Genomic DNA, 21,549 nt, shown 5'->3' with positions numbered 1-21,549 from the left:
CATGAAGGGGGAACATGCCTGATTTTGTCTTCGGTATATGTCTGGAGAATGGGGCACGCTCACTGACGAGCGCTGCCAGCCCAGGGGTTCGCCATGCCGAACAAAGCACTGACCATCCTGATTGCCGATGAACAACACCTGCAACGACTGTACATAGAAAAAATGCTCAATCAGTTGGGTTACCACCGCATTGTGCCGGTGCAAACCTACCAGGAAGTCCAGATACTCACCGCGATCCCTGCCGAGCCCTTCGACGTATTGATCATTAATGCGGGGCTGGCGCTGCAGGCTTGCGGGCCGCAGCCTCAGGTGCGGCATGTGCTGCTCTATGACCATCAGGAACTGGGCGAACCGGCTGATACTCAGCCTGCGGTGCTGGTGCGGTTGCCGGGTGTGCCGGACAGCGTCAACCTCGAACACTTCATGGACATCATCGACCCACCCGCAGCCACGGCGGGCCTGCGGGTGTTGCCATGGCTGCGGGAGTTATCGCGCAAACCGCTGGCCGGGGTTTAGTCCCACTTTGGCGCAATGCCCTTGGGGCTGGTCAAGCGGTGGCCTCGCTCCAGGGCGGCAATCTGCGCCATGTCGGCAGCGCTCAAGGTCAGGTGCAGTGCCTTGAGATTGCTTTGCAGGTTGGCGCGTTTGGTCGACGACGGGATCACCGCGTAACCCAACTGCATGGCCCAGGCCAGCGTGACCTGCGCCGGTGTGGCTTGATGGCGCTCGGCGATCTGCTGGATAACCGGGTCTTTGAGCACTTCGCCATAGGCCAGGGTCATGTACGAGGTGATCTGGATACCCTGGGCGGTGGCAAAATCCACAACCTTCTGGTTTTGCAGGTAGGGGTGCAGCTCGATCTGGTTGGTGGCGATGTTCTCGGCACCCACCGCAGCGATTGCCTGCTTCATCAGGTCAATGGTGAAGTTGGAAATGCCGATCTGGCGGGTCAGGCCCAGGCGCTTGGCTTCCAGCAACTGGCCCATGAATTCGGCGACCGGCACCTGGTTTTCCGGCGATGGCCAGTGGATCAGCGTCAGGTCGAGATAATCGGTTTTGAGTTTGCGCAGGCTTTCGCGCAGGCTCGCAATCAACTGGCCTTCGGCGAAATTGGCGATCCAGATCTTGCTGGTGATAAACAGTTCATCACGCGCTATGCCGCTGTCGGCAATGGCTTGGCCGACATCGGCTTCGTTCTCGTAGATCTGCGCAGTGTCGATGACGCGGTAGCCCAGTTCCAGGCCGGTGCTCACCGAGTCGATCACCACCTGGCCTTGCAGGCGGAAGGTGCCGAGGCCGAAGGCGGGGACGTTTGGGGTTGGGGTAGACATCAGTAACTCCAGAAGGGGTGTGAACAATGGAGTCGAGTATCCGCCCGTCGTTCACTCGGAAAAACCGCCCATTGCGAAAAGGACTCTTAACCACAAGTCACGAATACCCGCGGCCTTGTCAGGGTGAGCAGGCTGTGCCCAGCACGCTGATTCACAACAGCACGGGTTCGCATGACCGCTGGTCAACTTTGTCACCCGATGCTTACCGGCTTCACTTGCCAGCCATGGGTGTGGCGCGGTATTCCAGAATGCTTTATGCCAGCCTTGGAAAGACCATGACCCAACACCTCACCGAATACGCCGACGCCAGCCCTGAAGTGCGTGCGGTTTACGACGACATCATGCAAACACGCAAGGTCGACCAGGTGAACAACTTCTGGAAATGCCTGGCCGCCCACCCGCCGACGTTGCGCCGCACCTGGGAAAGCCTCAAGGAAATCATGGCACCAGGAGCTCTCGACCCGCTGACCAAGGAGTTGCTATATGTGGCGGTCAGCGTGACCAACAATTGCCCGTATTGCATCGCCTCCCACACCGCCGCCGCACGCAAGGCCGGCATGACCGACGAGATGTTTGGCGAATTGCAGGCCGTGGTCGGCATGGCCAACGAGACCAACCGCCTGGCGACCGGCTACCGTGTACCAGTGGACGATATGTTCAAGTGGCCGTGATACCCAGCTTCATGCGCAGATGCGCGAGGCTTCTGCCGGGCGCGCAGGGCGGTGGTGATAGAACTGCCCCTGCTGCGCCTTTCGGCTTCTGCGGGACTGGGAACGGGTCCATGTGGTGAAGTCAAAACGAGTGGCCGACACGACGTTTTCCTGAACCAGCAGAATCGGCCTGGGGCGGTTTATAGGGGCGTGGTGAGTGTGGAGCGTGACCTCCAATGTGTCCTTGTCCCGGTACCCGCTGAGTATGGGCACCAGGCTGAACCCCTGACCAATGCCTTCGGACTCCGTGGGGGTGCCTGCGAATACTACAATCCCGACATAGACCTTCCTGTCGCTCAAACTGAACATGCACGGCACACACTTGACGATGGACTCTCTCAATAAAAGCTTGAATGGCGTGCCCTCAAGAATACCCAGCGAAAGCACGTGGTAGAGCTGCGTGTCGGTTTCCAGCTTCAGCATTTTCTTCTTCGCGCGTACATATAGCCTTGCCCAGAAAAAAGGAATCGCCAGAGTGGTCATACCCGCCTGCAACATGAAAACCCATAGCGTGCAGTTTTTCTCATTGGCAATGTCGAGTTGTACCAATAGCGTACCCAGTTTTTGGCTGTAGTCCGCCGCAACTTCATGCCCGGCGATAAAGGCTGCTTGTTTTGATAACGTCAGCAGGGCAGCACTCAAAAACGTGGCAACGATTAGGCAGAGCATTCCGAGCCTTGCTACCTGCAGGTAAAGCAACTGTCCCTGGAATCGGTGCAATCGCAAGTAGAAAAACGGGTGCCTGAGGCAGACCAGATAGCCACTGACCAGTAACGGCACAATGATCAGCAGGCCCATGAGTCGTCTGACTCCATTTTTTGCACTTGGCGCAGAGCGTCCTTGTAACCCTCTGACGCGATAACCTCATCGATGTCCAGGCCGATGCCTCCACGTACGACCTTCCAGGTTTTACGGGATTTGACATCCCTTACTCGATCCCAATCGTCCTGAGTCGGTTTCCCAAACAACAAATGCAATAAAGACATGGCGACAACCTCGAAAAGAAGTAGCCATTTTTATAGCAAGCGACTGGGTGCCTCACCACTGATGGCAAGCCGCGCCACTGTCGCCAGTTCCCGTAGGAAACGTCTGCATTTGCTACTGCGGCCTAAAATGTCGGGGGTGTAATCACCCAGATCACCACTGTATCCACCTTGCCCGGGTTGCCATACCGGTGCGGCTCGCTGCTGGCAAAGCTGAAACTGTCGCCTTCAGCCAGCAGAAAATGCCGCTCACCGACCCACAGCTCAAAGGTGCCGCTCAACACATAGCCCGCTTCTTCGCCTTCATGGCTGTAGCTTTGATGGCTGTAGGTGCCGGGTGGGAAGCATGAGTGCAGGATCTCCAGTTGGTGGTTGGGCAATGGCGTCAGCAGTTGGTCGACGATGCCATCTTCATAACGGATGCTTTGACGATTGTTTTTACGTACCACATAGCCTTCATCCGCTGGGGCAGGGGCGGCCTCGCTGGCAAAAAACCACTGGATAGTCACGCCCAGGCTGCGGGCGATATTGAACAGCGCCGGGATCGATGGGTACGCCAGGTTGCGCTCCAACTGGCTGAGATAGCCGGCGGTCAGTTCACTCAGTTGCGCCAGTTCGGTCAGCGTCAGGCCGCGTGCCTTGCGCAGGCCGCGAATGCGGGTGCCGAGAAACAGTGGCTGCGGTTCGTCGTTCAGAGTTTCCACGCTACCTTGAGTCCTTCGTAGATCGCCTCTTCGGCGGTGCGCGGCGCCAGGCAGTCGCCGATGCGTTCAAACGGCACCAGCCCGGCAAGCGCCGTGCCCAGAGTGTCCACTGGCTGATGGCCCTGGCACAACACCAGGCTGTCGACGTTCTCCAGCAGCATCGGTTCGCCGCTGGCGCTGTGTTGCAAGTAAACCGTGCTGTCGTCGCAGCCGTAGAGGCGGGCATAAGGGATGATGGGGATGCCCAGGCGGTGCAGCTCGCCCGCCAGTTGATCGCGTACATAGAGCGGCAGGTTTTCCCCGCAATGCGTGCCATTGACCGCCAGTTGCACCTGATGGCCGGCGCGCACCAGACGCTCGGCGATACCGGGGCCGATCCAGTCGCAGCGCCAGTCGACCACCACCACCGAACGGCCCAAGGTGACCTGATCGCGTAACACCTGCCAGGCATCGACTACTTGCAGATCGCCGCCGCGCTCGAACGCCGGCCAATAGGGTTCGGCGCCGGTGGCGATGATGACGTGATCAGGTCGCTGTTGTTCCACCAGGGCGCGGTCGACGCGGGTATTGCGCAGCACACGCACGCCTGCCAGCGTCATCTCTCGTTGCAGGTTGGTACTGGCGCCGCCGAATTCGCTGCGCCGTGGCAGCAACTGCGCCAACAGCACTTGCCCGCCCAATTGCCCGCTGGCTTCAAACAAGGTCACGTCGTGGCCGCGTTGCGCGGCCACAGCGGCAGCTTTCATGCCGGCCGGGCCACCGCCGACCACCATGATGCGGCGTCGCTTCAACGTCGGTTGCAGGTTACCGTAGTGCAGCTCGCGCCCCGTCTCGGGGTGCTGGATGCAGGAGATTGGCAAGCCCTTGTGAAAGTGCCCGATACAGGCCTGATTGCAGGCGATGCACGCGCGCACGTCTTCAGCGCGGCCGTCGAGGGTTTTGGCCGGCATCAGCGGGTCGCAGATCAGTGCGCGGGTCATGCCGCACACATCGGCCTGGCCGCGCGCCAGGATCAGCTCGGCCTCCTGCGGCTGGTTGATCCGCCCGGTGACAAACAGGGGTATCGACAGGCTGGCTTTGAACGTCGCGGCCGCATCGGCCAGGTACGCGGCGGCGATGGCCATGGGCGGCACGATATGCACTGCGCCGCCCGTGGACGCCGAGGTGCCGGCGACGATATGCACATAATCCAGCTGCGTTTGCAGGTGTTGCACGGCCTCCAGGGATTCGCTTTCGGTAAGGCCTTCGCTGTCGCGCTCATCGGCAGAAATGCGCAGGCCGATGATGAACTGCGCGTCGGTCGCGGCCCGCACTGCGGCAATAATTTCCCGCAGGAATCTCAGGCGCTGTTCAAGCGCGCCGTTGTAGTCATCGGTGCGCCGGTTAACCCGCGGGTTGAGAAACTGCGCGGGCAGGTAGCCGTGGCTGGCGACCACTTCCACGCCGTCAATTCCCGCCTGATGCAAGCGCCTGGCCGCCGCTGCGTAACCGCTGACGATCTCATCGATCATCGCCTGGTCGAGCGCCCGTGGCATCACCCGAAACCGCTCATTAGGCACTCCCGACGCCGAGTACGCCACCGCCAGCAACCCGTCTGCCGACTCCATGATCTCGCGGCCCGGGTGGAATATTTGCGACAGCACCACAGTGCCCTGAGCGTGGCAAATATCGGCCAACTCGCGATAGCCGTCGAGGCATTCGTCGTCGGTGGCCATCAGCACATGGGAGGTGTACCGCGCACTGTCATGCACGCCCGCCACCTGCAACACAATCAGCCCCACACCGCCTTCGGCGCGCGCACGGTGATAAGCGATCAATTGCGCATTGACCCGGTTATCCGTCGGCATCGAGGTGTCATGCCCGCTGGACATGATGCGGTTCTTCAGACGTTTGCCACGCAGTACCAAGGGTTCGAACAGATGCGGGAAGGCAGCGTGCGACATGGTGCGGATACTCCAGGCGCTGTTATTGTTATTTTTCTAGTAAGAGGCGAGCGCCAGTAAAAAATCAACTTGTTTTTTTACTGGCGGCTGGCTTAGCGTCGCCTTTACCAACCCCGTGCCTGGAGAATAAAAATGACTCACTCCACCGAGCAGCAACTGCGCGAAGAGCTCGCGGCCTGCTATCGATTGATCGCGCACTACCGCATGAGCGACCTGATCTTCACGCATATTTCGGTGCGTATTCCCGGGCCGGAACATCACTTTCTGATCAATCCTTATGGGCTGATGTTCGATGAAATCACCGCCTCCAACCTGGTCAAGATCGGCCTGGACGGGCAGGCGGTCGAACCTTCTGCTTATGCCGTAAACCCGGCTGGTTTTGTCATTCACAGCGCCATTCATGGCGCTCGCGAAGACGCCCAGTGCGTGCTGCATACCCACACCCGCGCCGGCTGTGCGGTGGCGGCGCTGGAGTGCGGTTTGTTGCCGGTCAATCAGATCTCAATGGAGTTCTACGGCAAGGTTGCCTACCACGACTATGAAGGCGTCGCCCTGGACATGCACGAGCAACGCCGGCTGGTGCAGGACCTTGGCGACAAGCCGGTGCTGATGCTGCGCAACCATGGTTTGTTGACGGTGGGCGAGACGGTTGGTGAGGCGTTTCTGCGCATGTATTACCTGGACAAGGCCTGCGATATCCAGATCGCCGCGCTGGCCTGCGGCAAGCTGATCCTGCCGCCGGCTGAGGTTTGCGCTTACACCGAGCAGCAATTCAATAACCCCAACCGAGCGCTGGAGGAGGGCGAGCTGACCGATGTGAATGCCATGCAGCTGGCATGGGCGGCGTTGCTGCGGATGCTGGATCGGGTGTCGCCCGGTTACCGCGACTGAGGTAGAGTCGTGCAGCCGACTCAACCGAAGGACACCGCCCCATGACTCAGGAATCGCGTTTCTCCCGCATGGAGCCGCAATTGCGCAAGGCCAACCTGGTTCAGGCGACGCTGACGTGCCTCAAGCGCGATGGCTTCCAGGGCGCTTCGATCCGCAAGATCAGCGCTGAGGCCGGGGTGTCGGTAGGGCTGATCAGCCATCACTATTCGGGCAAGGATGAGTTGGTGGCCGAGGCCTATCGCACCATCACCGCCCAAGTCATGAGCCTGTTGCGCGAGACCATGGCCAAGGCGCCGCCGCAGCCGCGTGAGCGTTTATCGGCGCTGTTCCGTGGCTCCTTTTCAGCTGAACTGCTCGACCCACAGCTGCTGGACGCCTGGCTGGTGTTCTGGGGCGCGGTCAAGACCGCGCCGGCGATCAACCAGGCCCACGAGCATTCCTATGGCGAGTACCGCACCATCATGCGTTCGGCGTTGGCGGACATGGCCAGGGAGGAAGGCTGGGAGCAATTCGACGCTGATTTGGCCGCCATCGGCTTGAGCGCGTTGCTCGATGGCTTGTGGCTGGAGTCGGGGCTCAACCCCGGCACGTTCACGCCGCAGCAGGGCATCCAGATCTGCGAAGCCTGGGTGGACGGCCTGCAAGGCGGCGGTCGCGCGCGCTACCAGCTCAAAGCCTGAACCTTCCCTTCAGCGCCTGAACGCTCTATTCGGGCGTTTTTTTTCGCCCTGAAAATATTTGCAGTTTGCCGATTGCCTCCTTGCTGAACACTCGTTTAGTATCTCGCCATGTCGCACCCCTCACGCCAATTAAAATAATTCGAGGAAGCCATGACTACCGATTCGCCCGTGCTCACTCAGGTGCAAGCTGGCGTTGCCTGGATCACGCTCAACCGTGGCCCGCAGCGCAATGCACTCGACATCCCGACCCTCAACTACCTGCATGCGGTGCTCGACGCGTTCAACACCGACCCCAGCGTGCGGGTGGTGGTGCTCACCGGCAGCGGCCGTAGTTTCTGCGCCGGTGCCGACCTGGCTGAGTGGGCCGACGCCGAGTCCCGTGGCTCCCTGGAAACCTACGGCTGGACCGAAACCGCTCACGCCCTGATGACCCGTCTGCATACCCTCGACAAACCTACGATTGCTGCGATCAACGGCACCGCCGTCGGCGCGGGCATGGACCTGACCCTGTGCTGCGACCTGCGCATCGCCGCCCAGTCGGCGCGGTTCAAGGCCGGCTACACCAGCATGGCGTATTCGCCGGACGCTGGCGCCAGTTGGCACTTGCCGCGCTTGATCGGCAGCGAGCAGGCCAAGCGCCTGCTGTTCCTCGATGAGCTGTGGAGCGCCGAGCGTGCACTGGCCGCCGGGCTGGTGGGCGAAGTGGTCGCCGATGAGCAGCTGCATGCCCACGCAAGCGAGCTGGCCACGCGCCTGGCCAACGGGCCGACCTTCGCTTTCGCCCAGACTAAAACCCTGATCCGCGAAGGCGCCGGGCGCAGCTTGCCTGAACAGCTTGAGGCCGAACTGGCCGCCGGGCTGCTGTGCGGGCGCAGCGACGACGGCGCCGAAGCGCTGCGTGCCTCGATGGAAAAACGCCTGCCGGTTTTCTCCGGTCGCTAAGCCCACACAGGAAGCACACACAGGTAGCGCCATGAATTTCCAACTCAGCCAAGAACAAGACATGTTGGTGGACGCGGTACGCAGCTTTGTTGCCAGGGAATTGCTGCCCCATGAGGACGCGGTGGACCGTGCCGACGCGGTTTCGCCCGAGCTGGCCGCGCAGATTCGCGACAAGGCTGTCGCTGCCGGCTTCTATGCTTTCAACATGCCCGAAGAGGTGGGCGGTGGTGGCCTGGATTACCTGTCCCAGGCGTTGATCGAACGCGAGTTGTCCAAAGTCTCGTGGGCGCTGCATGTGTTTGTCGCGCGCCCGTCCAAGATTCTCATGGCTTGCACTGGCGCGCAGGTCGAGGACTACCTGTTGCCGTGCGTGCAAGGCAAGAAAGTTGACTGTTTCGCGCTGACCGAACCCGGCGCCGGCTCCGACGCCAATGCGATCAAGACCCGCGCCGTACGCAGCGGCGATGACTTCGTGATCAATGGCAGCAAGCACTTCATCAGCCACGCTGGCCACGCCGATTTTGCCATCGTGTTTGCCGTCACCGACACCTACGAACACAACGGTCGCCAGCGCAATGCGGTGACTGCATTCCTGGTCGATCGCGGCACGCCCGGCATGACCATCCGCCGTGGCCCCAAGTGTGTGAGCAACCGCGGTTATCACACCTATGAAATGTTCTTCGACGACTGCAGCGTGCCAGCCTCCAAAGTGCTGGGCGAAGTCGGCAAGGGGTGGGAGGTCGCCAACGCCTGGCTCACCGCTGGCCGGGTGATGGTCGCTGCCAACTGCGTCGGCCAGGCCCAGCGTGCGCTGGAGGTGTCGCTGCAATGGGCGGCGGACCGCAAGCAGTTCGGCCAGCCTATCGGCACCTACCAGGGCGTGAGTTTCAAGCTGGCCGACATGGCCACGCAGATTCGCGCCGCCGAGCTTCTGACCCTGCACACCGCCTGGAAGATGGACCAGGGCAGCATGACCGATGGCGAGGCCGGCATGGCCAAGCTGTTTGCCAGTGAAACCCTGGGCAAGGTAGCCGATGAAGCCGTGCAGATCTTTGGCGGTATGGGCTTGATGGATGAAGGGCCGGTGGAGCGCATCTGGCGTAATGCGCGGATCGAACGGATCTGGGAAGGCACGTCGGAAATCCAGCGGCACATTATTGCCCGTGAACTGTTGCGGCCGTTGTTGCGCTGATCGGCGCGGAGAACGCTTATGTCCCAGGCTATTCGCGACAACCTCAAGCGCCTGCTGGCGCCCCGGCACCTGGCTTTTGTCGGCGGGCGCAGCATGGCCCGCGCCCTCAAGCGCTGCGCCGACGGCGGTTTTACCGGGCCGATGTGGCTGGTCAACCCGCAGCATGACAGCCTCGACGGCATCCCGTGTGTACGTCGGGTTGCCGATTTGCCTTACGGCCCGGATGCGGTGTTTATCGCCACCAACCGGGAGCTGACCTTGGCTTGTGTAGCCGAACTCGCCGCCCTCGGCACTGGCGGCGCCATTTGCTATGCCTCCGGGTTTGCCGAGACCGGTGCCATTGGTGCGGCCTTGCAACACCAGCTTATTTCAGCGGCGGGCGACATGGCCTTGCTCGGCCCCAACTGCTACGGCTTGTTGGACTATTTGCACAGCGCCGCGCTGTGGCCGGTGGCCCACGGCGGCAAGGCGGTAGAGAAGGGCGTGGCGGTGCTCACCCAGAGCGGCAACTTTGCCTACAACCTGTCGATGAGCGACCGCTCGCTGCCCATTGCTTATATGGCGTCGGTGGGCAACCAGGCGCAGTTGGGGGTTGCCGAGTTGATGGACGTGCTGCTCGATGAGCCGCGCGTGACCGCCATCGGCCTGCACCTGGAAGGCTTGAAGAATGTGCCGGGGTTTGCCCGCGCGGCGCACAAGGCGCTGGAAAAAGGCATCCCGATTATCGCGCTGAAAACCGGCGTGTCGCAGATCGGCGCCGAGTTGGCCCTGAGTCACACCAGTTCGCTGTCTGGTTCCGATGCGCTGTACGACAGCCTGTTTGCGCGCCTTGGCGTGATCCGCGTGAGTGGGCCGGTGAGTTTTGTCGAAACTTTGAAAGCGGCGGCCTGCGGCAATCTACCTGGCGGCAATTGCCTGATCGCACTGGCCTGTTCCGGTGGCGACGCGGGGCTGATTGCCGACTACGCCGAGCGCAACCAGCTGGCCTTGCCGAAGCTCGACGCAGGCCAGCGCGCCGAGCTGGCGCAGGTGCTGCCCAGCTATGCCAACCTGGTTAACCCATTGGACTTCACCACCGCCATCTGGGGCGACCGCGAGGCGCTCGAACGCATGCTCGAAACGGCCCTGCGCACCGATGCCGATGCGGCGATGCTGGTGCTGGATTACCCGGCCGAATTCACTGGCGAGCGCAAGGAGTGCGACCTGTTGCTGGCGCTGTTTTGCGCTGCGCTCAGTCGTCATGGCAAAACCGGATTCGTCACCTCGGCCTTTCCCGAATTGCTGCCGGCCCATGCCCGCGAACGCCTGCATGCCCACGGCATTGCCGCGCTGCAAGGGGTGGAAGATGCACTGGCTGCCTGGGGGCGGATTGCCGACTATCAAAACCATCGCCGTGTGTTGTTGGAGCGCGGCGAGTCGATCCTTGCACCGCTGTGCCCTCAACCTCTTGCGGGCCATGGCCTGGCGCTGGATGAATGGGCGTCCAAACAAGCCTTGCGCGCCTTTGGCTTGAGCACGCCAGCGGCGGTGCTGAGCACGCCAGGGCGCGCCATCGCAGACGCCAAACTCTTGGGCTATCCGTTGGTGCTCAAGGCCGTCAGCACCGACCTGCCGCACAAAACCGAAGCCGGTGCAGTGGCGCTCAACCTGAAAGACGGTGTCGCACTGACCGCCGCGCTGGAGCAGATGCGCGAGCAAATCGGCGCTTATGCGCCGGGCATTGTCTTTGATCAATTGCTGTTGGAAAGCATGGCTACAAAGCCCTTGGCCGAGTTGATCGTGGGCATCAAACGTGAAAATGACTTTGGCCTGGCCCTGGTGATTGGCGCTGGCGGGATCCTCGTGGAGTTGCTCAAAGACAGCCGCAGCCTGCTGCTGCCGACCACCGATGAGGCGATTCGCAACGCCGTGCTCAGCCTGCGCAGCGCGGCCTTGCTGCAAGGTTTTCGCGGGCGTGAAGTGGCGGATATGGATGCGTTGGTGGCGGCCATTCGCGCGGTGGCCGACTACGCCTGCGCCAACGCCGGGCGGTTGCTGGAACTGGATGTGAACCCATTGTTGGTCAATGCCCACGGCACGCTGGCGGTGGATGCGTTGATTCGCCTAGGAGATGAACATGCAAGATAAGACCCTGACCGGCGGCCAGGCTCTGGTGCGGTTGCTGGCTAATTATGGCGTCGACACCGTGTTCGGCATTCCCGGCGTGCACACCCTGGAACTGTATCGAGGCTTGCCCGGCAGCGGCATTCGCCACGTGCTGACACGCCACGAGCAGGGCGCCGGTTTTATGGCCGACGGCTATGCGCGGGTCAGCGGCAAACCGGGCGTGTGCTTTGTGATCACCGGGCCTGGCGTGACCAACGCCGCCACCGCCATCGGCCAGGCTTACGCCGACTCGATTCCGATGTTGGTGATCTCCAGCGTCAACCACACCGCCAGCCTCGGCAAAGGCTGGGGCAGCCTGCACGAAACCCAGGACCAGCGCGCCATCACCGCGCCGATCACCGCGTTTTCGGCGCTGGCCTTGAGTGCCGAGGATTTGCCCGAATTGATCGCCCGCGCCTATGCGGTGTTCGACAGCGAGCGGCCACGGCCGGTGCATATTTCGGTGCCGCTGGATGTGCTGGCAGCGCCGATCAAACGCGACTGGAGCCATGAAGTCGTGCGGCGCCCGGGACGCGGCCTGCCATCGGCCGAGGCGCTGGAGCTGGCCGTAGCCAAGCTCGCGGCGGCCAAGCAACCCATGATCATTGCCGGTGGCGGCGCGCTGGCGACGGGTGATGCGTTGCAACGCTTGAGCACGTTGTTGGCGGCGCCGTTTTTCAGCAGTGTGGCCGGCAAGGGTTTACTGCCGGTCAATGACCCGCTGAATGCCGGTGCCACCCTGTGCGTGGAACCCGGCTGGCAACTGATCAGCCAGGCGGATGTGGTGCTGGCCGTCGGCACGGAAATGGCCGACACCGATTACTGGCGCGAGCGCTTGCCCATCACCGGCGAACTGCTGCGCATCGATATCGACCCGCGCAAGTTCAACGATTTCTACCCTTGCGCCGTGGCGCTCAAAGGCGATGCCCAACAGACCTTGCTGGCCGTGCTCGAACGTCTGCCGCCTGCACCGCGTAACGCCGATGCGGCAAGCCAACAGGTCGCGACATTGCTTGAGGCGGTCGAGCTGGGGCACGGCCCTTTGCAGACCATTCACCAAGGCATTCTTGAGCGTATCGAGGCCGAGCTGCCCGCCAACGCATTTATCAGCAGCGACATGACCCAGTTGGCCTACACCGGCAACTACGCCTACCGCAGCCGCGCCCCGCGCAGTTGGCTGCACCCTACCGGCTACGGCACCTTGGGCTATGGCTTGCCTGCCGGCATTGGCGCCAAGTTCGGTGCGCCGCTGCGTCCGGGCCTGGTGTTGGTGGGCGATGGTGGCTTCCTCTACACCGCCCAGGAACTGGCGACCGCGGTCGAGGAACTGCACAGCCCGTTGGTGGTGCTGCTGTGGAACAACGACGCCCTCGGCCAGATCCGCGACGACATGCTCAGCCTGGACATCGAGCCCATCGGCGTGCTGCCACGCAACCCGGACTTTGCGCTGTTCGCCCAGGCGTTCGGCTGCACCGTGAACCAACCCAAAAACCTGGATGAGTTGCAGACGGACTTGCGCAACGGTTTCAAACGCAATGGCGTGACCTTGATCGAGCTCAAACATGCCTGTGCCTGTTGACCTTTAGAGGAGCAAGACCATGAGCGAAAACAACAACAAAATGACTCAAGCGATGCACCGAAGGGACTTTCTCAAACACAGCGCCGTGGCGGGTGCGGTGGCGGCAGCGTTTTCCATGGGCCTGCCGTTGCACGCGTTTGCCGAAGAGGCGACACCCAAAGCCGGCGGCGTGCTGCGCCTGGGCCTGGCCGGCGGCAGCACCACCGATTCGCGCGACCCCGGCTCCTGGGTCGACACCTTCACGTTCGTCGGCTTCTCGGCGGTGTACAACACGCTGACTGAAATCGCCGTCGACGGCAGCGCGATCCCCGAATTGGCCGAGCGTTTTGAGTTCACCCCGGATGCGCGGGTGTGGACCTTTCACTTGCGTCAGGGCGTGACCTTCCACAACGGCAAAAGCCTCGGCGCCGACGATGTGGTGGCGTCGATCAATCACCACCTGAGCAAAGACTCCACGTCGGCGGCCAAAACCGTACTGGGCGACGTCGCCAGTGTCAGCGCCAAGGGCAATGATACGGTGGTGTTCGAGCTGCATTCCGGCAATGCCGACTTTGCTTATGTAGTCGCCGATTACCATTTGGTGATCATGCCCGCCAAAGACGGCGGCGCCGATTGGCAGGCCGGTGTGGGCACCAGCGGTTACCGCCTGAAAAGCTTTGAACCCGGCGTGCGCATGGACCTGGAACGCAACCCCGATTACTGGAAAACCGGCCGCGCGCACTTCGCCAGCGCAGAACTGCTGGCCATCGCCGACGGCGCGGCGCGGGTCAATGCGCTGGTGACCGGGCAAGTGGATGTGATCAACAAGGTCGACCTGAAAACCGTGGCCTTGCTCAAGCGCAATCCAAATCTTGTGATCGAGGAAACCAAGGGCGCCCAGCACTACACCTTCCCGATGCTGTGCGACAGCAACGAGTTCAAGAACAACGACATCCGCCTGGCGATGAAGCACGCGATCAACCGCGAAACCTTGCTGGCCTCAGTACTGCATGGCTATGGCCTGGTTGGCAACGACCACCCGATCCAGCCCGGCAGCCGCTTTATCAACGCGGCGCTGGAGCAGCGCACTTACGACCCGGACAAGTCACGCTTTTACCTGCGCAAAGCCGGTGTGGAGTCACTCAAGGTGCGCCTGCAAGCCTCCGACGCCGCCTACACCGGCGCGGTGGACGCCTCGGTGCTGTTCAAGGAGCAGGCGCGCCAGGCCGGTATCGACATTGACGTGGTACGCGAACCGGCTGACGGGTTCTTCTCCAATGTGTGGATGAAGCAGCCGTTCACCACCTCGTTCTGGTACAGCAGCCTGACCGCCGACCGCATGTTCAGTATCGGCTATGCCAAAGGTGCAGCCTGGAACGAAACCCACTGGGACAACCCACGCTTCAACCAACTGCTCACCGCCGCCCGTGGCGAGATGAACGCGCCGCTGCGCCAAGAGATGTACAACGAAATGCAGGCCCTGTGCCGCGATGACGGCGGCGCGATTGTGCCGCTGTTCGCCAGCTCCGTGGCGGCGCGCTCGAACCGCGTAAGTCATGGCCCGCTGACAGCGCCCTACGGCGAACTGGATGGGTTGCGGTTGATTGAGCGGTGGTGGCAGGCATAGAAACCCTCCAAACAATGAAGACTCAATGTGGGAGCTGGCTTGCCTGCGATGGCGGTGTGTCAGGCTAAAAATCTATCGCTGATGTACCGCTATCGCAGGCAAGCCAGCTCCCACACTGGATTTGTGGTGGCTTAGGAGTCAACACACACATGAATAGTCTGTTGAAACTGGTCCTCCAGAGATTGGCCCTCGGCCTACTGTCGCTGTTCGCCGTCTCGGTGATCATCTTCCTGGCCGTGGGTCTGCTGCCCGGCGATATTGCCCAGGCCATGCTCGGCCAGTCGGCCACGCCGGAAACCATCGCCGCTTTCCGCGCGCAGTTGGGCCTGGATCTGCCGCCGCTGACGCGCTTTGCGCACTGGCTGTTGCGGCTGTTACAGGGTGATCTGGGCGCGTCGCTGGCCAACCAGCGGCCCATCGCCGAGTTGATCGGTGCGCGGCTGGGTAACACCTTGAGCCTGGCCGCCCTGGCGGCATTGGTGTCGGTGCCTACCGCGCTGGTACTGGGCATGCTTGCGGCGCTGTACCGCAACAGCTGGTTCGATCGCCTGCTCAACACCACGGCGTTGAGCGCAGTGTCGTTCCCGGAGTTCTTTGTCGCGTACCTGCTGATCCTGGTGTTCTCGGTGAAGCTGGGCTGGTTTCCCAGCCTGTCCAACCTGGCGCCAGATGCCACGTTCGGCACGCTCCTGGAGCGCTCGGTGCTGCCGGTTGCCACCCTGAGTCTGGTGGTGATCGCGCAGATGATGCGCATGACCCGCGCGTCCCTGATCAACCTGTTGGCCAGCCCGTATATCGAGATGGCCCGGCTCAAGGGCATCAGCCAATCGCGGATTATCTGGAAGCACGCGTTGCCCAATGCACTGGCGCCGATCGTCAACGTGGTGGCGCTGAACCTGGCGTACCTGGTGGTTGGGGTGGTGGTGGTCGAGGTGGTGTTTGTCTATCCAGGTCTCGGCCAGTTGCTGGTGGACTCGGTGTCCAAGCGTGACATCCCGGTGGTGCAGGCGTGCAGCCTGATTTTTGCCGCCACTTACATCCTGCTCAATACCGGGGCGGATGTGCTGTCCATCGCCAGCAACCCACGCCTGATGCATCCCAAGGGGTAAGCCATGAGCCTGTTGAACCAAGTGGCCCGGGCGCCGTTGAGCGCCAAGTTCGGCCTGCTGATTATCCTGTTATACGTCGCGCTGGCGCTGTTGGCGCCGCTGCTGGCGCCCTATGGCGAAACCCAGGTGGTGGGTGAAGGCTTCGCGCCGTGGAACGGCCAGTTTTTGCTGGGCACCGATAACCTGGGGCGCGATATGTTCAGCCGCCTGGTGTACGGCGCGCGCAATACCTTGGGCATTGCCTTCCTGACGACGACGCTGGCGTTTCTGCTCGGTGGTTTGAGCGGTTTGGTCGCGGCGATCAAGGGCGGTTGGGTCGACCAGGGGTTGTCGCGGGTGGTGGATATCCTCATGGCGATCCCGCAGCTGATTTTTGCCTTGTTGATTCTCAGCGTGGTCGGCACCAACGCCACCTCGCTGGTGCTGGTGATTGCGCTGCTGGATTCGACGCGGGTGTTTCGCTTGTCCCGCGCGGTGGCGATGACCGTGGTGGTGCAGGATTTTGTCGAAGCCGCGCGCCTGCGCGGTGAAGGCTTGTGGTGGCTGGTCACCCGCGAAGTGCTGCCCAACGCCGCGGCGCCGCTGATCGCCGAGTTCGGCCTGCGTTTTTGCTTCGTGTTCCTGTTTATCAGCGCGCTGTCGTTCCTCGGCCTGGGCATCCAACCGCCCACCGCCGACTGGGGCAGCATGGTGCGCGACAACGCGGTGTTGATTACCTTCGGCGATATCAGCCCATTGTTGCCCGCGTTGGCGGTGGCGTTGATCACCGTCAGTGTGAATTTTGTCGTCGACTGGATGCTGCACAAATCCAGCGGCCTGAAGGAGGGTTGAGGATGGACAGGCCATTGCTGGAAATCCACAACCTGCAGGTCGAAGGGCATTACGAGGATGCCTGGCACCCGTTGATCAAGGGCATTGACCTGACCTTGCAGCGCGGTGAAGTGTTGGGGCTGATCGGTGAGTCCGGGGCGGGTAAATCCACCCTCGGGCTGGCAGCGATGGGCTATGCGCGCGACGGTTGCCGCATCATCGGCGGCTCGGTGTGTTTTGATGGCATTGAGTTGCTGCAGGCCAAGCCCGAAGCCTTGCGCAAGCTGCGCGGCTTGCGCATCGCGTATGTGGCGCAGAGCGCGGCGGCGTCCTTCAACCCGGCGCACCGCCTGATCGACCAGCATGTGGAAACGGCGATGATCAACGGCGGCATCAGCCGCGCCCAGGCCGAGCACGAGGCGGTGGAGCTGTACCGCGTACTGCGTTTGCCCAACCCCGAGACCATTGGCCAACGCTACCCGCATCAAGTCTCGGGCGGGCAGTTGCAGCGGGTGATGACGGCCATGGCCATGGCCTGCCATCCGGACCTGATTATCTTCGACGAACCCACCACCGCCCTCGACGTCACCACCCAGATCGAAGTGCTGGCGGCGATCCGTGACGCGGTGAAAACCTTCGGCAGCGCCGCCTTGTACATCAGCCACGATCTAGCCGTGGTCGCGCAGATGGCCGACCGCATCATGGTGCTGCGCCACGGCAAGTTGGTGGAGGAGGCCGACACTCGCAGCATGCTCAGCCAGCCGCAGCAGGACTACACCAAATCGTTGTGGGCAGTGCGCAGCTTTCGCACCGAGCCCAAGGCATGCCCGGTGGCGCAGGTGCCGTTGCTGGAAGTGCGTCAGGCCTGCGCCAGCTATGGGCAGCAGCCGGTACTGCATGGGGTGTCGATGCAGCTGTATCGCGGCCAGACCCTGGCGGTGATCGGCGAGTCCGGCAGTGGTAAAAGCTCCACCGCGCGCTTGATTACCGGGCTGCTGCCGGCCACGGCGGGGCAGGTGCTGTATGACGGCGAGGCGCTGCCGGTGGATTTTCGGCGGCGCAGCAAGGAGCAATTGCGGCGCATCCAGATGATCTACCAGATCCCCGACACGGCGCTGAACCCGCGTCAGCGCATCGTCGACATCATCGGCCGGCCACTCACGTTTTACCTGGGCCTCAAAGGCAAGGCGATGCGCGCGCGGGTCGCCGAGTTGCTGGAGATGATTGAACTGGACCCGGCGGTGTTCATGGAGCGCCAGCCCCGTGAATTATCGGGCGGGCAAAAACAACGTATCTGTATCGCCCGCGCGCTGGCGGCCGACCCGCAACTGATCATCTGCGATGAAGTCACCTCGGCGCTTGATCAACTGGTGGCCGAGGGCGTGCTGAAACTGCTCAACCGCCTGCAGCAACAACTGGGCGTGGCCTACCTGTTTATCACCCACGACGTGGCCACCGTGCGGGCGATTGCCGACGAGGTGCTGGTGATGCAGCGGGGCAGGGTAGTGGACCAAGGCAGCCGCAATGCGATTTTTACTCCGCCGTACCAGGCTTACACCGGCCTGTTGTTTTCATCGGAGCCGGAAATGGACCCGGACTGGCTCGACCATTTGCTGGCCCAACGGGCGGCGCCCACTGTTTGAGGAATGCACATGAAGGTGTTGATTGTTCACGCTCACCCTGAGCCTCAGTCGTTTACCGCGGCGTTGCGCGACCAGGCGCTGGCTACGTTACAAGGCCAGGGCCATGAAGTGCAGGTGAGTGACTTGTATGCCATGCAATGGAACCCTGTGGCGTCTGCCGCTGACTTTGCCACGCGGGAGAATCCGGATTATCTGGTGTATGCCCTGGAGCAGCGCCTGGGCGTAAAAAATCAGTCGATCGCGGCGGACATCCAGGGCGAACTGGACAAGCTGCTGTGGGCCGACCTGCTGATCCTCAACTTCCCGATCTTCTGGTTCTCGGCACCGGCCATGCTCAAGGGCTGGATCGACCGGGTGCTGGTGTCCGGCGTGTGTTACGGCGGCAAGCGTTTTTACGATCAGGGCGGGCTGGCAGGCAAGCGCGCGCTGGTCGCCGTGACCTTGGGCGGGCGTGAGCATATGTTTGGTGAGGGCACGATTCACGGGCCGTTGGAGGAGATGCTGCGGCCGATTCTGCGCGGCACCCTGGCGTATGTCGGGTATGACGTGCTGGCGCCATTTGTGGCCTGGCATGTGCCGTATATCAGTGCCGAGGCGCGGCAGGATTTTCTGCTGGGGTATGAACAGCGGCTGCAAGGGCTTGCGGATGAGCAGCCCTTGGTATTTCCGAAGCTGGCGCAGTTTGATGAGGCGTTGTATCCACTGTCCTGAACGCAACGATATTCAAATGTGGGAGCTGGCTTGCCTGCGATAGCATCAACTCGGTGTACCTGACACACCGGGGTGTCTGCATCGCAGGCAAGCCAGCTCCCACATTTTGATCTGCATTGATCAGTTGGCTGTGTGTTGCTGGCGGAGGCGCTCAGCCGCACTGCGCAGCAATTGCTCGGTGCCGTTCCAGCCCAGGCAACCATCGGTCACCGACACCCCGTACTTCATCGACGCGCTCAACGGTTGGCAGCCTTCGAACAGGTGGCTTTCGAGCATCATGCCGATCAGCGACGTATCGCCTTGCAGGCGCTGTTGCAGCACGTCGTTGAACACTGCCGGTTGACGCAGCGGGTCTTTGCCGCTGTTGGCGTGGCTGCAATCGACCATGATGCGCGCCGCGACCTTGGACTTGGCCAGGTCGTGTTTCACCTGCGCCACGCTTTGCGCATCGTAGTTCGGCCCACGATGACCGCCGCGCAGTACCAGGTGCGTATCGGGGTTGCCGGGTGTCTGGATGATCGCCGGATGGCCTTGGCTGTCCACGCCGAAGTGACGATGCGGGTGGGAGGCTGAGCGCATCGCATCACAGGCAATCGCGACGCCGCCGTCGGTGCCATTCTTGAAGCCGACCGGCATGCCCAGGCCGCTGGCCATTTCGCGGTGGATCTGCGATTCGGTGGTGCGTGCGCCGATGGCGACCCAACTGAGCAGGTCATCGAAGTAACCGGCGGCCATGGGTTGCAGCAGCTCGGTGGCGACCGGCAAACCCAGGCGCAGCATCTCGCGCATCAGTTGGCGCGACAGCGTGAGGCCGGCGGCCATGTCGTCGCTGCCATCCAGGTGCGGGTCGTAGGCCAGGCCTTTCCAGCCGATGGTGGTGCGCGGTTTTTCGACGTAGGCACGGATCACCAGCAGCATCTGGTCGCTGACTTCCAGCGCGAGCTTCTTGAGGTTGCGCGCGTATTCCATGGCCGACTCGGGGTCGTGGATCGAACACGGGCCGACAATCACCAGCAAACGCGAGTCTTCGCCATTGAGGATGGCGCGCACGGCTTGGCGATGGGCGTGGATCTGTTCGTTGAGAAACGGGCTGAGGGGCAACTGGTGCTTGAGTTCAAGGGAACTGGGCAGGCGCTGGGTCAGGGCTTCATTGGCGCTGGACAGGTTGGCAACAGGCAAGGCGGCAGTGGCAGAGTTCATATTCAAGGCTTCCTGGGCAAGCGGCGGGCTGTTCCCGCACGCTCTGCCCTACTGGGGTGTTCGACAATTGGCCGTATTGGCTACGTGTGTTGGCTTGCCACCAATAGGTGACCGATCGGAGGCGGCAGGCTGTCCCGAACGGAGCTTGCTAAATCGCCATGCAGTCGAAGTGTCGTAACGGTAATAAGTGGCGTAGTTCATGTCGTGAGTCCTTTTAGTGTTCGGTGTGAAGCAAAATTATTAGGGCCTTGAAAAACAAAACCCCCGGTCGGGGAGCCGACCGGGGGTTAGATTTCTCTGGTAGGCGACCCCTTGAGTAGTGGGCGCCGATTTCAGGTATCAGGCGCGCCAGTGGCTAAACCAATACCCAAAATAAAAGCTGACCAGTGCGCTCAAACCGCTCACACGGGTAGCCGACACCAAGCGCGTGGCGCTGGCAGCAGGGCAAACCTGAGAGTGGGTGAGTTGCAACATGGTGTGTCTCCAAATGATGGGGGGAGCTTACTAGAGGCACGCGGGTTGATTCAATCAGTAATTTCTATCGCATGACCTACTTACGGCTATGGGGTAAGTGCCGATATGCTGGTAACACGTTAATAATGATTGCCAGGACGCGACCATGACTGCCTTGACCCTCGCCGCTGCTCAAACCACTTCCATCGCCGGCGACGTGCCGGGCAACATCCAGGGGCACCTGAGGTTCATGCAGGCGGCGGCGGAGCAGGGCGTGCAATTGTTGGTGTTTCCGGAATTGTCGTTGACCGGCTATGAACCCGCTTTGGCCGCCCAACTGGCAATTACGCCCGAGGACGTGCTGCTGGCGCCGCTACGTGAGATGGCGCAAGAGCTGCGAATGACCGCAGTGGTGGGCATGCCGATTCGCTTGGCACCCGGGTCCGGTGTGTTTATTGGCGCCCTGGTGTTGGGCGCAGATGGCTCGCTGGCGGTCTACACCAAGCAGCATTTGCACCCGGGCGAAGAGGTGGCGTTTGTCGCAGGGCAGGGCGGTGCAGCACTCGAATGGGCGAATGAGCGGATTGCGCTGGCGGTCTGTGCGGACTTTTCCCACGCCAGCCATCCGCGTCTGGCAGCAGAGGCTGGCGCTACGGTGTACGCCGCCGGTGTGCTGATCAGCGAAGGCGGGTACGCGACCGACAGCGCGCTGCTTCAGGGGTATGCCGCAGAGCATCGCATGCTGGTACTGATGGCCAACCATGGTGGCCCGTCCGGCGGTTATACCTGTGCGGGGCGCAGCGCTATCTGGAGCGCTGATGGAACCCTGCTTGCCGACGTACCGGGCATTGGCGAGGCCTTGGTGATTGCTCGCCGCAACGGTGAGCAATGGACTGGCCAAGTGGTAGCCTTCTGAA

General features: G+C 62.0%; 19 protein-coding genes. 14 read left to right on the top strand and 5 right to left on the bottom strand.

Translation table 11 applies throughout. From position 1 onward, the window contains the following. Positions 1 to 93 precede the first annotated feature (93 nt). On the top strand, positions 94 to 516 hold the full coding sequence (locus ACQY47_RS03900) for a hypothetical protein (protein WP_017138999.1): 423 nt from the start codon (positions 94 to 96) through the stop codon (positions 514 to 516). Here the strand turns inward: ACQY47_RS03900 and dkgB are convergent. Continuing rightward, positions 513 to 1,331 (bottom strand): 2,5-didehydrogluconate reductase DkgB, encoded by an 819-nt coding sequence (gene dkgB / locus ACQY47_RS03895; RefSeq protein WP_428555861.1) that lies wholly within the window; start codon positions 1,329 to 1,331, stop codon positions 513 to 515. The genes ACQY47_RS03900 and dkgB overlap by 4 nt on opposite strands. A gap of 275 nt (positions 1,332 to 1,606) precedes the next feature. Here dkgB and ACQY47_RS03890 point away from each other — a divergent pair, with 275 nt between their 5' ends. Further along, positions 1,607 to 2,002, top strand: a complete 396-nt coding sequence (locus ACQY47_RS03890; RefSeq protein ID WP_058420656.1) for a carboxymuconolactone decarboxylase family protein — start codon at positions 1,607 to 1,609, stop codon at positions 2,000 to 2,002. A 9-nt stretch (positions 2,003 to 2,011) separates the two neighbouring features. Here ACQY47_RS03890 and ACQY47_RS03885 read toward each other — a convergent pair whose 3' ends face one another. The 3 genes from ACQY47_RS03885 to ACQY47_RS03875 form a co-directional block, all read right to left on the bottom strand. Further along, complete coding sequence (locus tag ACQY47_RS03885) at positions 2,012 to 2,839, bottom strand: hypothetical protein (RefSeq protein WP_428555857.1); 828 nt, start codon at positions 2,837 to 2,839, stop codon at positions 2,012 to 2,014. A gap of 310 nt (positions 2,840 to 3,149) precedes the next feature. Then, positions 3,150 to 3,728, bottom strand: coding sequence for a helix-turn-helix domain-containing protein (locus tag ACQY47_RS03880; RefSeq protein WP_138450335.1), 579 nt, complete (start codon positions 3,726 to 3,728; stop codon positions 3,150 to 3,152). After that, entirely contained in the window at positions 3,716 to 5,671 is a 1,956-nt protein-coding gene (locus tag ACQY47_RS03875) for an FAD-dependent oxidoreductase (RefSeq protein WP_428555853.1), read from the bottom strand. Before ACQY47_RS03875 ends, ACQY47_RS03880 begins: the two co-directional genes overlap by 13 nt. 132 nt (positions 5,672 to 5,803) lie before the next feature. Between ACQY47_RS03875 and ACQY47_RS03870 the strand changes: the two genes are divergently transcribed. The 11 genes from ACQY47_RS03870 (at position 5,804) to ACQY47_RS03820 (ending at position 18,979) form a co-directional block, all read left to right on the top strand. After that, positions 5,804 to 6,562: a class II aldolase/adducin family protein gene (locus ACQY47_RS03870; protein WP_428555850.1), complete on the top strand. Its 759-nt coding sequence runs from the start codon at positions 5,804 to 5,806 to the stop codon at positions 6,560 to 6,562. 41 nt (positions 6,563 to 6,603) lie between these two features. Next, complete coding sequence (locus ACQY47_RS03865) at positions 6,604 to 7,242, top strand: TetR family transcriptional regulator C-terminal domain-containing protein (RefSeq protein WP_058420659.1); 639 nt, start codon at positions 6,604 to 6,606, stop codon at positions 7,240 to 7,242. A gap of 150 nt (positions 7,243 to 7,392) precedes the next feature. Beyond that, the gene (locus tag ACQY47_RS03860; RefSeq protein ID WP_017139008.1) at positions 7,393 to 8,184 is read left to right on the top strand and encodes an enoyl-CoA hydratase/isomerase family protein; all 792 of its coding nucleotides are present in this window, start codon (positions 7,393 to 7,395) and stop codon (positions 8,182 to 8,184) included. Positions 8,185 to 8,215: 31 nt separating this feature from the next. Next, entirely contained in the window at positions 8,216 to 9,376 is a 1,161-nt protein-coding gene (locus ACQY47_RS03855; protein ID WP_428555846.1) for an acyl-CoA dehydrogenase family protein, read from the top strand. A gap of 18 nt (positions 9,377 to 9,394) precedes the next feature. Continuing rightward, positions 9,395 to 11,503, top strand: a complete 2,109-nt coding sequence (locus tag ACQY47_RS03850) for an acetate--CoA ligase family protein (protein ID WP_428555843.1) — start codon at positions 9,395 to 9,397, stop codon at positions 11,501 to 11,503. Further along, a complete protein-coding gene (locus ACQY47_RS03845) occupies positions 11,493 to 13,100 on the top strand; it encodes a 5-guanidino-2-oxopentanoate decarboxylase (RefSeq protein ID WP_428555840.1) in 1,608 nt (535 codons plus the stop codon). Before ACQY47_RS03850 ends, ACQY47_RS03845 begins: the two co-directional genes overlap by 11 nt. Before the next feature lie 19 nt (positions 13,101 to 13,119). Further along, a complete protein-coding gene (locus ACQY47_RS03840) occupies positions 13,120 to 14,706 on the top strand; it encodes an ABC transporter substrate-binding protein (RefSeq protein ID WP_428555837.1) in 1,587 nt (528 codons plus the stop codon). A gap of 149 nt (positions 14,707 to 14,855) precedes the next feature. Continuing rightward, positions 14,856 to 15,815, top strand: coding sequence for an ABC transporter permease (locus tag ACQY47_RS03835; RefSeq protein ID WP_428555834.1), 960 nt, complete (start codon positions 14,856 to 14,858; stop codon positions 15,813 to 15,815). 3 nt (positions 15,816 to 15,818) lie between these two features. After that, positions 15,819 to 16,646 (top strand): ABC transporter permease, encoded by an 828-nt coding sequence (locus tag ACQY47_RS03830; RefSeq protein ID WP_428555831.1) that lies wholly within the window; start codon positions 15,819 to 15,821, stop codon positions 16,644 to 16,646. 2 nt (positions 16,647 to 16,648) lie between these two features. Continuing rightward, entirely contained in the window at positions 16,649 to 18,268 is a 1,620-nt protein-coding gene (locus ACQY47_RS03825; RefSeq protein ID WP_428555829.1) for an ABC transporter ATP-binding protein, read from the top strand. 9 nt (positions 18,269 to 18,277) lie between these two features. Continuing rightward, positions 18,278 to 18,979: an NAD(P)H-dependent oxidoreductase gene (locus tag ACQY47_RS03820; protein WP_017139016.1), complete on the top strand. Its 702-nt coding sequence runs from the start codon at positions 18,278 to 18,280 to the stop codon at positions 18,977 to 18,979. Positions 18,980 to 19,099: 120 nt separating this feature from the next. On the opposite strand, the gene ACQY47_RS03815 is transcribed toward ACQY47_RS03820, so the two are convergent. Continuing rightward, entirely contained in the window at positions 19,100 to 20,179 is a 1,080-nt protein-coding gene (locus ACQY47_RS03815) for a 3-deoxy-7-phosphoheptulonate synthase (protein WP_428555824.1), read from the bottom strand. A 619-nt stretch (positions 20,180 to 20,798) separates the two neighbouring features. Between ACQY47_RS03815 and ACQY47_RS03810 the strand changes: the two genes are divergently transcribed. Further along, entirely contained in the window at positions 20,799 to 21,548 is a 750-nt protein-coding gene (locus ACQY47_RS03810) for a carbon-nitrogen hydrolase family protein (RefSeq protein WP_428555821.1), read from the top strand. Position 21,549 lies beyond the last annotated feature (1 nt).

It is taken from the genome of Pseudomonas edaphica (genome assembly GCF_965277385.1).
GTDB lineage: Bacteria > Pseudomonadota > Gammaproteobacteria > Pseudomonadales > Pseudomonadaceae > Aquipseudomonas > Aquipseudomonas edaphica.
Note: the sequence above shows the minus strand (reverse complement) of the source record. Positions and strands in the feature narration are given on the sequence as shown.

Bases quoted from the DNA above. Each gene is read 5' to 3' on its own strand.
- ACQY47_RS03825 (WP_428555829.1), top strand. From the start codon at position 16,649: ATGGACAGGCCATTGCTGGAAATCCACAACCTGCAGGTCGAAGGGCAT.
- ACQY47_RS03820 (WP_017139016.1), top strand. From the start codon at position 18,278: ATGAAGGTGTTGATTGTTCACGCTCACCCTGAGCCTCAGTCGTTTACC.
- ACQY47_RS03860 (WP_017139008.1), top strand. From the start codon at position 7,393: ATGACTACCGATTCGCCCGTGCTCACTCAGGTGCAAGCTGGCGTTGCC.
- ACQY47_RS03890 (WP_058420656.1), top strand. From the start codon at position 1,607: ATGACCCAACACCTCACCGAATACGCCGACGCCAGCCCTGAAGTGCGT.
- ACQY47_RS03885 (WP_428555857.1), bottom strand. From the start codon at position 2,839: ATGGGCCTGCTGATCATTGTGCCGTTACTGGTCAGTGGCTATCTGGTC.
- ACQY47_RS03850 (WP_428555843.1), top strand. From the start codon at position 9,395: ATGTCCCAGGCTATTCGCGACAACCTCAAGCGCCTGCTGGCGCCCCGG.
- ACQY47_RS03870 (WP_428555850.1), top strand. From the start codon at position 5,804: ATGACTCACTCCACCGAGCAGCAACTGCGCGAAGAGCTCGCGGCCTGC.
- ACQY47_RS03875 (WP_428555853.1), bottom strand. From the start codon at position 5,671: ATGTCGCACGCTGCCTTCCCGCATCTGTTCGAACCCTTGGTACTGCGT.
- ACQY47_RS03830 (WP_428555831.1), top strand. From the start codon at position 15,819: ATGAGCCTGTTGAACCAAGTGGCCCGGGCGCCGTTGAGCGCCAAGTTC.
- dkgB (WP_428555861.1), bottom strand. From the start codon at position 1,331: ATGTCTACCCCAACCCCAAACGTCCCCGCCTTCGGCCTCGGCACCTTC.
- ACQY47_RS03855 (WP_428555846.1), top strand. From the start codon at position 8,216: ATGAATTTCCAACTCAGCCAAGAACAAGACATGTTGGTGGACGCGGTA.
- ACQY47_RS03865 (WP_058420659.1), top strand. From the start codon at position 6,604: ATGACTCAGGAATCGCGTTTCTCCCGCATGGAGCCGCAATTGCGCAAG.
- ACQY47_RS03835 (WP_428555834.1), top strand. From the start codon at position 14,856: ATGAATAGTCTGTTGAAACTGGTCCTCCAGAGATTGGCCCTCGGCCTA.
- ACQY47_RS03845 (WP_428555840.1), top strand. From the start codon at position 11,493: ATGCAAGATAAGACCCTGACCGGCGGCCAGGCTCTGGTGCGGTTGCTG.
- ACQY47_RS03900 (WP_017138999.1), top strand. From the start codon at position 94: ATGCCGAACAAAGCACTGACCATCCTGATTGCCGATGAACAACACCTG.
- ACQY47_RS03815 (WP_428555824.1), bottom strand. From the start codon at position 20,179: ATGAACTCTGCCACTGCCGCCTTGCCTGTTGCCAACCTGTCCAGCGCC.
- ACQY47_RS03840 (WP_428555837.1), top strand. From the start codon at position 13,120: ATGAGCGAAAACAACAACAAAATGACTCAAGCGATGCACCGAAGGGAC.
- ACQY47_RS03810 (WP_428555821.1), top strand. From the start codon at position 20,799: ATGACTGCCTTGACCCTCGCCGCTGCTCAAACCACTTCCATCGCCGGC.